The 14,286-nt window shown below is 27.6% G+C and carries 13 protein-coding genes; 3 read left to right on the top strand and 10 right to left on the bottom strand.

The genetic code is table 11. The features are described from left to right. The 3 genes from QOR43_RS04905 to QOR43_RS04915 form a co-directional block, all read right to left on the bottom strand. Positions 1-2,058, bottom strand: coding sequence for a thioredoxin domain-containing protein (locus QOR43_RS04905; RefSeq protein ID WP_265133855.1), 2,058 nt, complete (start codon positions 2,056-2,058; stop codon positions 1-3). 74 nt (positions 2,059-2,132) lie between these two features. After that, positions 2,133-3,998 carry a sensor histidine kinase gene (locus tag QOR43_RS04910; protein WP_265133854.1) on the bottom strand — a complete coding sequence of 622 codons (1,866 nt, stop codon included), beginning with the start codon at positions 3,996-3,998 and terminating at the stop codon, positions 2,133-2,135. Between the two features lie 9 nt (positions 3,999-4,007). After that, positions 4,008-4,622 (bottom strand): endonuclease III domain-containing protein, encoded by a 615-nt coding sequence (locus QOR43_RS04915; RefSeq protein WP_265133853.1) that lies wholly within the window; start codon positions 4,620-4,622, stop codon positions 4,008-4,010. Positions 4,623-4,829: 207 nt separating this feature from the next. Here QOR43_RS04915 and QOR43_RS04920 point away from each other — a divergent pair, with 207 nt between their 5' ends. Both QOR43_RS04920 and hfq read left to right on the top strand, forming a co-directional pair. After that, a complete protein-coding gene (locus QOR43_RS04920) occupies positions 4,830-5,279 on the top strand; it encodes an Hsp20/alpha crystallin family protein (protein ID WP_265133852.1) in 450 nt (149 codons plus the stop codon). Between the two features lie 120 nt (positions 5,280-5,399). Next, positions 5,400-5,657: an RNA chaperone Hfq gene (gene hfq, locus QOR43_RS04925; RefSeq protein WP_265133851.1), complete on the top strand. Its 258-nt coding sequence runs from the start codon at positions 5,400-5,402 to the stop codon at positions 5,655-5,657. 9 nt (positions 5,658-5,666) lie between these two features. Here hfq and QOR43_RS04930 read toward each other — a convergent pair whose 3' ends face one another. The 4 genes from QOR43_RS04930 to QOR43_RS04945 are packed head-to-tail and all read right to left on the bottom strand — an operon-like array spanning position 5,667 to position 9,697. After that, positions 5,667-6,773: a glycosyltransferase family 4 protein gene (locus tag QOR43_RS04930; protein WP_265133850.1), complete on the bottom strand. Its 1,107-nt coding sequence runs from the start codon at positions 6,771-6,773 to the stop codon at positions 5,667-5,669. After that, positions 6,770-7,501 (bottom strand): 3-deoxy-manno-octulosonate cytidylyltransferase, encoded by a 732-nt coding sequence (gene kdsB / locus QOR43_RS04935; RefSeq protein WP_265133849.1) that lies wholly within the window; start codon positions 7,499-7,501, stop codon positions 6,770-6,772. The genes QOR43_RS04930 and kdsB overlap by 4 nt, the downstream gene beginning before the upstream one ends. Then, the gene (locus QOR43_RS04940) at positions 7,498-8,298 is read right to left on the bottom strand and encodes a thiazole synthase (RefSeq protein ID WP_265133848.1); all 801 of its coding nucleotides are present in this window, start codon (positions 8,296-8,298) and stop codon (positions 7,498-7,500) included. The genes kdsB and QOR43_RS04940 overlap by 4 nt, the downstream gene beginning before the upstream one ends. Positions 8,299-8,320: 22 nt before the next feature. Continuing rightward, a complete protein-coding gene (locus QOR43_RS04945; RefSeq protein WP_265133847.1) occupies positions 8,321-9,697 on the bottom strand; it encodes an MBL fold metallo-hydrolase RNA specificity domain-containing protein in 1,377 nt (458 codons plus the stop codon). A 106-nt stretch (positions 9,698-9,803) separates the two neighbouring features. Here QOR43_RS04945 and uvrB point away from each other — a divergent pair, with 106 nt between their 5' ends. Beyond that, the gene (gene uvrB / locus QOR43_RS04950; protein ID WP_265133846.1) at positions 9,804-11,795 is read left to right on the top strand and encodes an excinuclease ABC subunit UvrB; all 1,992 of its coding nucleotides are present in this window, start codon (positions 9,804-9,806) and stop codon (positions 11,793-11,795) included. Here the strand turns inward: uvrB and QOR43_RS04955 are convergent. The 3 genes from QOR43_RS04955 to QOR43_RS04965 form a co-directional block, all read right to left on the bottom strand. Further along, complete coding sequence (locus QOR43_RS04955) at positions 11,782-12,657, bottom strand: glycosyltransferase family 2 protein (RefSeq protein WP_265133845.1); 876 nt, start codon at positions 12,655-12,657, stop codon at positions 11,782-11,784. The genes uvrB and QOR43_RS04955 overlap by 14 nt on opposite strands. After that, complete coding sequence (locus tag QOR43_RS04960; RefSeq protein WP_425609134.1) at positions 12,644-13,417, bottom strand: glycosyltransferase family 2 protein; 774 nt, start codon at positions 13,415-13,417, stop codon at positions 12,644-12,646. Before QOR43_RS04960 ends, QOR43_RS04955 begins: the two co-directional genes overlap by 14 nt. A 244-nt stretch (positions 13,418-13,661) precedes the next feature. Further along, the gene (locus tag QOR43_RS04965; RefSeq protein ID WP_265133843.1) at positions 13,662-14,285 is read right to left on the bottom strand and encodes an O-methyltransferase; all 624 of its coding nucleotides are present in this window, start codon (positions 14,283-14,285) and stop codon (positions 13,662-13,664) included. Between the last annotated feature and the right edge of the window lies 1 nt (position 14,286).

The following is a 14,286-nucleotide window of genomic DNA, read 5'->3' on the forward strand; positions in this document are numbered from 1 at the left end:
TTATCCTCTGTTTAATAATTTTAATGCATCTTCCGTATTTTTTACAGGCATATTACAACTAAAATCTTTGCATATATAAATATTAATATCTTTTTCGTCAGATTCCATATTTTCTGTATAAGGTGCTATCTTTCTAACATAATCTGAAAGATAAAAAAGAACTTTATTTGGTATATATTCTTTGTTTATATTTTTTGCTACTTCCAATGCTTTTTGTTTATCACCGGTTATAACTATCTCATATCCACCATAAAAAAGATAATCAAGGGCAAAAAGGAAAAATGTATGATAAGAAGGTAATCTTTTTATATCTGAAGCAAAATATTGAACGGTTTTATAAATTTTTTCTTCTAACTCTAAATCTGCTGTTATTTTTTGAATTTTTATTAAATCATATAAAGCTACAGAATTTCCGGAAGGTATGGCACCATCATAAACCTCTTTTGCTCTTGTGAGAAGTATCTCTCTATCTTTTGGTGTAAAGAAAAATCCTCCGTTTTCTTCATCATAAAATAGCTCTATCATTTTTTGTGTTAAATTAATTGTATTTTCCAGATACTTATCTTCTAAGGTTGCTTCATAAAGCTCAAGTAGTCCGAATATAAAATAAGAATAATCATCAAGATTTGCATCTATTGCTGCCTCATTTTCTCTGTATCTATGCAATAATCTACCATCTTTATACATTTTATTTAAAATAAAATCTGCAGAAGATTTTGCATAATTTATATAACTATCATTTTCAAAGGCTTTTCCGGCAATAGATAAAGCTGCTATTATAAGACCATTCCAATCTGTTAGTATTTTATCATCTTTAAGTGGATGAACTCTTTTTTCTCTTTCTTCAAATAATATTTTTCTCCATTTTTCTATCTTTTCAGAAAGTATATCTTTATCAATTTTTAGTTCTACGGATAATTCAGGTATATCTTTTTTTAAATAAATTATATTTTCTCCGGTTTTTCTTCCGGTAGCTTCTTCATAAAAATTACCTTCTTCTTCAATATTAAATATCTTAATAAATAAATCTGCATCATCTTTTAATAAATTCTTTATCTCTTCTATTGTCCATAGGTAAAATTTACCTTCTTTTCCTTCACTATCTGCATCCTCTGCACTGTAAAATCCACCATTTTCCCTATCATACATATCTCTTGTAATATATTCTATTATCTCTTCTGCAACCTTTTTATAAAATGGATTTTTTGTTATTTGATAAGCTTGAGAATAAGCTATAATTAACATGGCTTGGTCATAAAGCATTTTTTCAAAATGTGGTAAAAGCCACATATTATCAGTTGAATATCTATGAAAGCCATATCCAATATGGTCAAATATTCCGCCAAGTCTCATTTTTTTTAATGTTTGCTCTGCCATATATAAAGCATAATCATCATTTTTTCTTTTGTAATATTTAAGTAAAAATATTATGTTGTGAGGTGTAGGAAATTTAGGTTTAGAAGAAAAACCGCCATAATTTTTATCAAATCTATTTTTTAATTCATTATATCCTCTATCTATAACTTCCGGTGATATATTTTCTTTTGATGGTTTATTTTCATTTTGGATATATTCTACAACTTTTTTAGCTCTGTTTAATAAATCTTCCCTGTTATTTTTCCAATAATTTATAACTCCGAGTAATATATCTTTTAATCCGGCTCTATTATATCTACTTTCTTTTGGAAAGTATGTCCCTACAAAAAATGGTTCTTTATCCGGTGTCATTATTACCGTAAGTGGCCAGCCACCGTGTCCATTTAGCATTAAGCATATATCCATATATATTTTGTCTATATCCGGTCTTTCTTCTCTATCTACTTTTATAGATATAAAATTTTCATTTAATATTTTTGCTATCTCTTCATCTTCAAAAGATTCTTTTTCCATAACATGACACCAATGGCAGGTAGAATATCCAATAGATAAAAATATTGGTTTATCTTCTTTTTTTGCTCTTTCAAAAGCTTCTTCACACCAAGGATACCAATCAACCGGATTATATGCATGTTGTAAAAGATATGGGCTTTTTTCATTTATTAATCTATTTGGTTTCATCTTAATAACCTCTTTAATTTTTAAGGAAAATTATATAGATTTATAAGAATTACACAAAGATTTTTATCATATAATCATTTTGGAAGTTTTACTATGAATAATGCACCATTTGGGATATAGACTGCATTTATTGTTCCTCTATGTCTTTCTATAATCTCTTTTGTTATAGCAAGACCAAGACCACTTCCTTTTGGCTTGTCCGAATAATAAGGCATAAATATCTTTTCTATATTTTCTTTTTTTATTCCTTTACCGTTATCTTTAAAAGATATAATTACATAATCATCTTTATCTTCTACATTTATATCTATCTTATCTGCACCGCTTTCTATACTATTTTGTATTAAGTTAGAAAAAGCTTGTTTTAACATCTTTTCATCAGCTTTTATGATTATATCTTTATCTATATTTATATTTATTTTAAATTTATCTGTTTGATATCCGGTTTTTAATATTTCTAAAAGTTCTTTTAGATTTACATTAGATACAGAAAGATTTTCTAAAAATGTTCCAAATTGTGAAAACTCCCTAAGTAGATTTTCCAGATGCTCCACTTCATTTATTATAACATTTATATTTTTTTCAATAATTTCTGAGATATTTGGATTATTTTTTTTGTATTGGATTAATATTCTTTCGGCAGATAATTTTATAGGGGTAAGAGGATTTTTTATCTCATGGGCTATTCTTCTAACTATCTCTTTCCATGTATTTAATTTTTGTGCAGTTATTATATCTGTAATATCATCTAAAACAATTACATATACTTTATCTTTTATTTTTGTTGCTTTTATTATTAATAATTTACCTTCATATTCAAATGTTGTTTCTTTTGAAGGTATTTTTTCAATCTTTAAAAAGCCCAAAAACTGCTCTAAGGGTTTTCCTATCAAATTTCTTTTTTCTACGCTTAATATTTCTTCAACTGCTTTATTTAGATTGTTTATATTACCATTTTCATCTGTATAAATTACACCGGTTCTTATATTTTCAAGAATTGTTTCAAGATATTTTTTATTTTCTTCTAATTTGTTGTAAAGCTGGGCAAGTTGTGATACCATTTGATTAAATTCATCTATAAGGATACCTATCTCATCTGATGCTTTAACATTTACCCTAACTAATAAATCTCCATAAGATAATCTTTTAGAAGCCTCTGCAAGTTTTTCTATAGGTATGGTAATACTTCTGACTATATATCTTCCGAACCAAAATGCAGCAAATATAACTACCATTGTAATAGTAAGAAGTAGAGAAATATAACTTATCCTGATAGGTGCTTTATAATATTTGAATTGAGCATATATCTCTTTTGCTTGATTTATTTTTTCTTTTGAAATCTGAGTATTGTAATATATTACTATTTTTCTGTTTTTTTCTAATTTCTCATATTTTTCTAAATTTTTATCTATTTTTCCATATTTTTCTAAAATTTTTCCATTTTTATCATAAATAACAATAGCCTGAATATTAAAATATTTTATAGCTTCTTGATAAGATAATTTTTTATCTTTTATCAAGTTATAAACATTTTCAATCCATTTTTGGTTAATATTGGAAATTTCTTCTATCTGTTTTAATCCTTCTTCTATTTTCCCACTAAACCATAAATTGGTAGCATTTGATATTAGAGAAACAGAAACTGTAAATAAAACCATAGAAGGTATAACTATCATAAATATAAGAATAGATGTTAATTTGGTTCTTAACCTTCCTTGGGTTTTTTCTTCAAAGAATATCTTTATTAAATATTTTAATGTTAAGGCTACCAAAATAAGAAAAAAGATAACATCTAAGTTGATTACAAATAGAAATAAATACGGATTTATTACATCTTTAATTTTTTCAAGTTTTTTAAATATATAAATATTAGAGATAATAAATAGTATGCTAACAACACCAAGAATAATAATATTTCTCTTTAATTTTTCTTTTTGCATAATAAAAAATTATATCAAAAATTGGCACTTATTTTTTAATTGACAACTTCCACACAGAGGTAATTTTTTACAAAAATTTTTACAATGAAATACTATTAAAGCATGAAATTCTTTGTAAATTTCAACATCTTCCGGAATATTTCTTTCAATTAATATTCTTAAATCATCATATTCTATATTTTCATCATCAATTATACCAAATCTATAAAAAAATCTTTTTGTATATTTATCTACTACAAAATAGGGTTTATCTAAGCCATATAATAGAATTGTATCAGCAGTTTCTTTTCCTATTCCTTTTATCATCAAAAGTTTTTCTCTGGTTATATCTGCTTTATCTATATTAGCTAATCTTTTCAGGACTTCAGCTTTTTGGTTATAAAATCCGGCAGGTTTTATAAGAGCTTTTAATTTTTCTATATCTATATTTTTTATTTTCTCAAAAGAGATTAAATCTTCTTTTAAAAGATTATATAAAGCTTTTTCAACATTATTCCAAGATGTGTTTTGTGTTAAAACAGCACCAATTGCCACCTCCTCAAATTTATTATCTGTCAAAAGTGGCCACCAATTTTGATATCCGTATATTGATAGTAAATTTTGATATAATTCATATATTTTCATAATTATTATATTTTAACTTATTTTCAAAAACCCTTTACATCTTAAAATTTTTCTTTAAATTTATAAGAAGATGTTATATTAGAATGGTTTAATATTTTAGTGTATTTTGCTAAATTTTTTTAACAAATTTAAACTAAAATCTATTGACAAATTTAAAATTAGATTTATATTATATAATGTAAAAAATTTAAAAAGGAGGTAGTGAAAATGGAAAGAAGATTTTTCCCAGCAATTGTAACAAATCCTTTAAGAGAGCTTGCAAGAATTGAGAATGAAATTGACAGACTTTTCAAAGAGTTTGTTCCTACTGTAGCCAGAGAAGCAGGAGTTATAACTTGGGCTCCAAGGGTAGATGTTTATGAAAAAGATAACAATATCATCGTAGAAGCAGAAATACCGGGAGCTAAAAAAGAAGATATTGAAGTTAAAATAAGAGATAATAATGTGATTATCAAAGGAGAAGTTAAAAAAGAGGAAGAGAAAAAAGAAGAAAACTATTACAGAAGTGAAAGATTTTATGGTGTGTTTGAAAGAGTTATACCTCTTCCTGCAGAAATAAAAACAGAAGAAGCTAAAGCAGAATTTGAAAATGGAATACTTAAATTAACATTACCAAAAGCAGTATCTGAAAAAGAAGTAAAAATAGAAGTTAAATAATAAGCCTATAAATAAACCAGATTTGAAGCCTGCTATAAAGCAGGCTTTTTTATTTTTAAATGAAATTTTGATTTTTTTGTAATATAATAAAATTGTAATTATTGTGGAGGAGAGAGTTATATGTCAAAAAGTAAAGGAAGATTGCAAGAATTATTCTTAAATGCTATAAGAAAACAAAAAGTTAGGGTAGATGTATATCTTGTAAATGGAGTAAAGCTTGAAGGAAAAATAAGATATTTTGATAATTTTACTATCTTATTAAAAGAAGGGCCAAGACAGGTTTTAGTATATAAACATGCAATAACAACAGTTATGCCAAAAAGAGAGATTGAGTTTGTATATCCGGAGCAAGAAGAAGGAGAAATCTCAGAAGATTAATTTTTATTTTCAATAATTTTTTTCTGAAACCAATTCTTTAAATAATTTAATATATTTGTCCGTTGTGTTTTGTATAGAGTAGTAAGATGCTGTTTGGATAGCATTTTCGGAAATTCTTTCATACTCTTCTTGTGGCAGATTTAAAACATACTCCATTTTTTTTCTTAATCCTTCAAAATATCCAACTTCTACTGCAAATCCATTATATCCATCTTTTAAATATTCACCTATTCCGCCGGCAAGAGTTGATATAACTACTTTTCCGGTAGCCATAGCCTGTAATACTGCTCCGGCAATTCCTTCAAGATAAGAAGAAAAAACAAAAAAATCAGCCATATTAAGAAGCTGTGGAACATCTTTTCTAAAACCAAGGGCTATTACTCTATTTTCAACATTAAATTTTTTAGCTATTTCCGGTGCATATTTATCTGTATCAAGTCCTACAAGCATTAAATAGCAATTTTTACAATCAACTTTAGCAAATGTTTCTATAAGTTTATCCTGTCCTTTTACCTGAGGATTCCAATTAGCCACATTTATAAATAATACCGAATTTAAAGGAATGCCAAATTCTAATTTTCTTTCTTTTTTATTTTCAGGTTTAAATCTTGAAAAATCTATTCCACTTTCTATGGTAATTAATTTTTCCGGAAAAAAGTTGTTTTCTTCCAAAATATTTCTTATTTCTTTTGATACACAAACTATTTTATCTGAGATTTTATATTTTAAATTTTTTGATAAATATGAAGGAATAGAAGCAGACCTTTTAACTGTTATAAGTTTTGGTTTTTTCTTCAAGAATAGATAAACTACTCTTACAAAATCAAGGGTATGTGGAGAATTTGCCAAAACTATATCAAAATCCCCTTCTTTTATTATTTTCCAAAGTCTGTAATAATTCATTGGATTTAATCTGTTTGGTTTTTTATGGTTTTCAAAAAAATGAAATTTTACATTATAATCTTTCAATCTATCTACCATTTCTTGATATTGAAAAGAGATAGCCATATGAATATCTATATCTTCTCTTTTTGATAACTCCCTTGCAAGAAGATAAACCTGCTCTTTTGTTCCACCCCAGCCAAATCCATCAACAACGGATAAAACCTTTATCATTCGTTTTCCTCACAAAATCTCTCATAATCTTCTTTTGTATCTATTCCGATTGTATCTTTTGAAGCAAGTAAAACTTTTATTTTATAGCCGTGATATAAAGCTCTAAGTTGTTCAAGTTTTTCAAGCTCTTCTATAAAAGGATTGGATAGTTTGAAAGCAAAATCAAGAAGAATGTTTTTTTTATATCCATATATACCAATATGTTTTAAAACCGGATTTTGATATTTATTAATCATTTCTTTAAAATCTATATCTCTGTAAAATGGTATCATTGCCCTTGAAAAGTATAAAGCATTATTGTTTTTGTCTAAAACAACTTTTACAACATTTGGATTTATATAATCATCTTCATTTTTAATAGGATATGCAAGGGTTATTATATCTGCTTCTTCTGCTGATAGTTTTTGTATATCTTCCGGTGATATAGATGGCTCATCTCCCTGAACATTTATTATAAAATCATAATCTAAATCTTTTGCTACATAAGCTACCCTATCTGTTCCACTTTTTAGCTCTGACGGTGTCATATATATATCTATTGGATAATCTTTTAAGGCTTCTTTAATTTCTTGGCTATCTGTTGCTACTATAACTTTATCTATATTTTTTACTTTAAGGCAGTTTTCTACCGTCCAAGCAATAATAGGTTTATCTTTTACTTTTAATAGTAATTTATCTTTTAATCTGGTGGAGTTTTTGCGGGCAGGTATTATAATACAGCTTTTCATCTACCTATTATGCCTTCCATAGGTGAAGATGCAGATGCATACATCTTCTTAGGTATTCTACCTGCAAGATATGCAAGTCTTCCGGCTATAACTGCATGTTTCATTGCTACTGCCATTTTTATCGGGTCTTTTGCCTGAGCTATTGCTGTATTCATAAGAACTCCATCTACTCCAAGCTCCATAACTATTGCTGCATCTGATGCTGTTCCTATTCCGGCATCTACAATAACTGGTATTTTTACTGCTTCTTTTATAAATAAAATGTTGTAAGGATTTTGTAAACCAAGCCCTGAGCCTATTGGTGCGGCAAGTGGCATAACAGCGGCACAACCTATTTCTTCAAACCTTTTAGCCATAACAGGGTCATCTGTAATATAAGGTAAAACTGTAAATCCTTCTTTTACAAGGATTTCTGCTGCTTTTAATGTTTCTATCATATCCGGATATAATGTTTTTTGGTCTCCTATAACTTCAAGTTTTACAAATCCGTGTCCAAGAGCTTCTCTTGCAAGTTTTGCCGTTAAAACAGCTTCTTCTGCAGTATAACATCCGGCAGTATTAGGAAGTATCATTATTTTCTTTGTATCTATATAATCAAGTAGATTTTCTTTTGATTTATCTGTTATATTTACTCTTCTTACGGCTACTGTAATCATTTCTGCACCGGAAGCTTCGGTAGCCTCTTTTGTTTGTTGAAAATCCTTATACTTTCCAGAACCAACGATTAATCTTGATTTAAACTCTTTACCACCTATTATGAGCTTGTCATTTTCAAGAAGCTTTTCTAAAATATCCATAAATTTACCTCCAAAATTTAATTTAAATAATATATACAGTTTCTTTTTTTAATACAATATGAGGATTAAGTTTTAACTCCTCTTTTATTTTTTCTTTAAATGCTTCCATAACTTCTTTTTCACCATGAATAATATTTACTGCTTCCAATCCTTTTATATTAGATAACCATTCTAACAATGTAGGTTGGTCTGCATGAGATGAAAAACCATTTATTGTATAAATTTTTGCATTTACGGCTATCTCCTCTCCATAAATTTTAACATATTTCGCACCATCAACTATTTGTCTGCCAAGAGTTCCTTTTGCTTGATAACCAACAAATATAACAGAAGATTCTTTCCTCCAAAGATTATGTTTAAGATGGTGCTTTACTCTTCCTCCATTACACATACCACTTCCGGCTAATATTATGGCTCCACTTTCTATATCATTTATTTTTCTTGATTCTTCTACCGACTGGGTAAAATGCAAATAAGGAAAATTAAATAAATCTTCTTTGTTTTGCAATTCTTTTTTAAGATACTTTTTAAATGTTAAAAATATCTTTGTTGCTGCTATTGCCAGCGGACTATCTAAAAAAACTTTACAAGGTGGCAACTCTCCTTTTTCATACATCATTTTAAGTAAATATAAAATTTCCTGAGCCCTTTCCAAAGCAAATGTAGGTATAACTATATTTCCTCCATCTTTAAAACTTTCTATAATAGCATTTTTAAATTCTTCAATACTTTCTTGGAGTGATTTATGCTTTCTATTTCCATAAGTTGATTCTATAAATACAACATCTGCTTTATCTTGATAAGTTATAGAATTTAGCAATAATTTTTCTTTTGTCCCTAAATCTCCGGAAAAAACTATTATTTTATCTTTTATTTTTATTTCTACAAAAGCAGAGCCAAGAATATGTGCTGCATCTTTAAATGTTATTCTTATATTGTCTGTGATATAGTAAGGCTCTTCGTATTCAAGCAATATTTTAAAAAATTCCATAGCTAAAAAGACATCATCTTCATCATATAATGGTTTTTTAGCTTCTTCCGGTTTTCCTCTTCTTAATGCTTTTTTATACTGGACTTTATACTCTTCTGCCATTACATTTGCAGCATCTAAAAGCATAATTCTGCTTAAATGGTAAGTTGGTTTAGTTGTTATTATCTTTCCTTTAAATCCTTGTTTTACAAGTAAAGGAATTCTTCCTATATGGTCTATATGAGAATGGGTTAGAATAAGATAATCTACCGAAGCCGGAATAAATCCAAAAGGTTGATAATTTTCATCTTCTTCTAATCCTTGAAACATTCCACAATCTATCAGTATATTGATATTATCAATAGTTAAAAGATGAGCTGAGCCGGTAACACCTTCCACGCCACCAAAAGACCTAACTTTTATGCTCATATTTATCACCTCAAAAATTTATAAAAAAATTATAACATTAGCTCAATCTTGAATAAGATGAAATTTTGCAAATATTATATATTTATGATTAAAAATAGGAGCAAAAATGGGAAACAATCTATTTAAAATTGTATCTAAATTTAAACCGGCAGGAGACCAGCCAAAAGCCATAAAACAGCTTTATGAAAATCTAAAAAAAGGCATCAATGAGCAGGTATTACTTGGAGGAACTGGAACAGGAAAAACTTTTACGATATGCAATTTAATAGAAAAATACGGAAGACCTACGCTTATTTTGTCTCACAATAAAACATTAGCTGCCCAGTTATACAGAGAGATTAAAGAGTTATTTCCGGAAAATGCAGTAGAATATTTTGTATCCTATTATGATTATTACCAGCCTGAAAGTTATCTTCCACATAAAGATTTGTATATAGAAAAAGACAGCTCAATAAATGATTATATAGATAAATTACGACATTCTGCTACAAAAAGTTTAATAGAAAGGGAAGATACAATAGTTGTTGCTTCCGTATCCTGTATATACGGACTTGGAACACCGGAATTTTATGAAAAATTGAGATTACAGATACATACAGGAATGATAATAGATAGAGACCAATTTTTAAGAAAATTAGTTGAACTTCAATATCAAAGAGATGATTTTTCTTTTAAAAGGGGAACATTTAGAGTAAAAGGAGATACAGTAGAAATTTTACCGGCTTATACAGAAGATATAATAATAAGAATAGAATTTTTCGGAGATGAAATAGAAAAAATAACAGAGATAGATATTTTCAACAGAGATATAAAAAAAGATTTAAAAAGAACCGTAATATTTCCTGCAAGCCATTATGTTATACCAAGACCTGATATGCTTGAAGCCATTAAACAGATAAAAGAAGATTTAGAAAAAGAAGTAGAGGAATTTAGAAAAGCCGGTAGAGAGCTTGAAGCAAACAGATTACTCCAAAGAACAAATTATGATATTGAGATGATGCTTGAAATAGGCACATGTAAAGGTATTGAAAATTACTCAAGATATTTTGATGGAAGAAAACCGGGAGAGCCACCATATACATTGATAGATTATTTCCCTGAAGATTTTCTCCTTATTATAGATGAATCCCATGTAACAATTCCTCAAATAAGAGCAATGTATAACGGAGATAGGGCAAGAAAAGAAAATCTTGTAAATTACGGATGGAGATTAAAATCAGCATATGACAATAGACCTCTCAAATTTGAAGAATTTTTACAAAAAATACAAAAAGCAATATATGTATCAGCAACCCCAGCAAAATGGGAAATAGAAAGGTCAAAAGGTGTAATTGTAGAACAGATAATCAGACCAACCGGATTATTAGACCCTATCATAGAAGTTAAAAAAACAGAAGGACAGATAGATGATTTAATTTCTGAAATCTGGAAAGTAAAAGAAAGAAATGAAAGAGCAATAGTAATAACATTAACAAAAAAAATGGCAGAACATCTATCAGAATATCTACAAGAAAGAGATATAAAAGCAGTTTATCTTCATTCTGAAATAGACACCATAGAAAGAACAAAAATAATAAAAGAGTTAAGAGAAGGAAAATATGATGTAATTGTAGGAGTTAATTTATTAAGAGAAGGTATAGATATGCCGGAAGTTTCACTTGTAGCAGTATTAGATGCAGATAAACAAGGATTTTTAAGGTCAACCACTGCATTAATCCAGATAATAGGAAGAGCAGCAAGAAATGAAAACGGAAAAGCAATACTTTATGCAGATACAATAACACCATCAATGCAAGAAGCAATAGATGAAACAAACAGAAGAAGAAAAATTCAGGAAGAATATAATAAAAAACACGGCATAACTCCAAAAACAGTATCAAAAGAGATAAAAGAGCTTATCTCCTTAGAAGAGATGAATCTGTATGAGCTTTATCAGCAGATACCGGAAGATATAAAAACTCCGGAAGATTTAACAAAACAGATAGAAAAACTTGAAAAACAGATGTGGGAACATGCAAAAAATTGGGAATTTGAAAAAGCGGCAGAATTAAGAGACAAAATAGAAAATCTCAAAAAATTAGCCACTATTTTGATATAAAAAATCTGTCTATTCTAAATCCTCTTTTTAAAAAAGTTAATAGATTTCTTTTATCTAATAAGATTGCCGGATTTTGTTTTATTGCTTTTATAAGCATATTATAACCGGTTTTAAAATCTCCAAATTTAAAAGCTATTTCTGAAATATGAAAATAAAAATAATGCCTGTATTCTTCTCGTATTTTATTTTTATATTCATAATAGATTTTTAAAGTCGCCTTATAAAAATTTGGATTATTTTTACTTGTTCTGTTTTGATGTTCCCGTATATAAACAGAATTATTATCTATTAAAGCTATCTTTAACCCATTTAGATAAGCTCTTATAAATATTTCCCAATCTTCTCTCATCAAAAAATCATTTTTATATAAAAGATTAGTTTCTTTTTTTATAGCTGTTGCAGAAGGGTATCCTATATTTCCGGAAAATATAACTTTTTCAAGAGATGAAATTTTTTTTGTTGAAAATCTAATCATATTACCATTTTCATCTATAAAACTGCGTGGATATGAATATATCACATCATATTTATCAAAAATTTTAATTGTTTTTTCAATATAATCTTTTACCCAAATATCATCATAATCTAAATAAAATATATAACTTCCTTTGGCTTCTTTTAAACCTAAATTCCTTGAATAAACTCTTTCTTTATTTTTTTCATTCTTAAAATATCTAATTTCTCCGGAATTTATTAGCTCATTAAAATTTTCAAAAATAACCTTTTCAGTATTATCGGTAGAAGCATCATTAACTATAATTATTTCAAAATCTTTAAATGTTTGGTTTAAAACTGAATTTATAGAATTTTTTATATATTTTTCACCGTTATAAACCGGTATAATAACACTAACTTCCGGCATTTTTATCTTTCTCCTTTTGCTCCAATTCCCATAAAAAAAGATATTTTAAAAATGTAGAAAAAAGATAACTCATAGAAACAGACAAACCCCTTATACCATCTAAAAATCCAAGTTTCAAAAAATATTGTCTGAAAAATGCCCATAATGGATTAATAATAAGATTATGATATTTAAATTTTTTTCCTCTTTTATATAGTTCTTCTGCAGAAATTTTTGCATATTTCAAAGATTTAGTATAATGCTGAAAAATATCTTTATATGTATAATGATACAAATATCCATTTAATTTAGATTTTTTGCCATCACAAATAACTTTTTCATGTAAAAATCCTTCATACCTCACTTTTTCTTTATTAAATAATCTTATTCTGTATTCCGGTTGCCAGATATGCTCTAAAAATTTATTTACATAAAATGTTTTCCTATTTACAGCAAAACAATCATATTTTGAAAATAAATTTTGCTCAAATACATTTATTATGCTTTGTTTTAATTCTACAGAAATTTCCTCATCAGCATCCAAAACTAAAACATATTTATTACTTGTATTATCTATACCAAATTGCACTTGTAAAGGATAACCTTCCCATTGGTTAAAAATGACTTTTGCACCTAACTTTTCCGCAATCTCAATAGTTTTATCAGTGGAACCGGAATCTATAACTAAAATTTCATTAGCTATATCTTTTATACTATTTATAGCCCTACTTATATTTTTTTCCTCATTTAATGTAACAATAACAACAGACAAATCAAGCAATTTATCCACCATTATTTATTTTTAGAAATATTATATATCGGAAGATTTAATTTAAAAAGGTGGTGAGGCTAATTTCGGCCTCACCACAAATATGGAGGAGGAGGTAGGGTAGGTAGCAGTATGAACCTTTATCAACTTAATTAATATGCAAAATTTATGCCAATAGATAAAATTTTCAATAATAGTGAAAATAGTTCAGATAATATATAAAATCTGTCCCATTTGGAACAATAGCTGCTGATAATCAATCCTTATAGGCTATTAAAACGCCATCTCTTATAGGTATTAAGACAGAAAGATAATTTTCAAACATATACTGATTAAATTGTGCCACTATCTTTGATTTATTATCTTGTGGATTTACCACATTTCCATACCATAAGGTATTATCTGCTATTATTAAAGCATTTTGGTTTAGATTATTTTCAAGTTGTTTTATAGCTTCTAAGTATCTTGATTTTTCCAAATCTAAAAAAAGAATATCTATATTTTGGTATTTTTTAGCTATTTCTACTGCATCACCTACTTCAAATATAGCTTTATCTGTTAGGTTTGTTTTTTCAAATAATTCTTTTGCTTTTTCTATATTTTTTTCTTGATAATCTATAAGCACGACTTTTCCATCTTCCATTGCTTTTGCAAACCAGTATGCAGAATATCCAAATCCGGAGCCAAGCTCCACTACAAGCTTTGGCTTTTTTAATTTTGTTATAAGATGGATTAATAACCCTACTTCTCTATTGATTATTGGAAAATCCGTTTCATCTGCATATCTTTCAAGCTGTGATATTATTTCTTCATCTTCTATTTTTATTTTTCTTGATAAATCTTTTATATAATTTTTTATATCCGGATTAATTATAAACATC

Origin of the sequence: Venenivibrio stagnispumantis (genome assembly GCF_900182795.1) — a bacterium.
GTDB classification, from domain to species: Bacteria; Aquificota; Aquificia; order Aquificales; family Hydrogenothermaceae; genus Venenivibrio; species Venenivibrio stagnispumantis.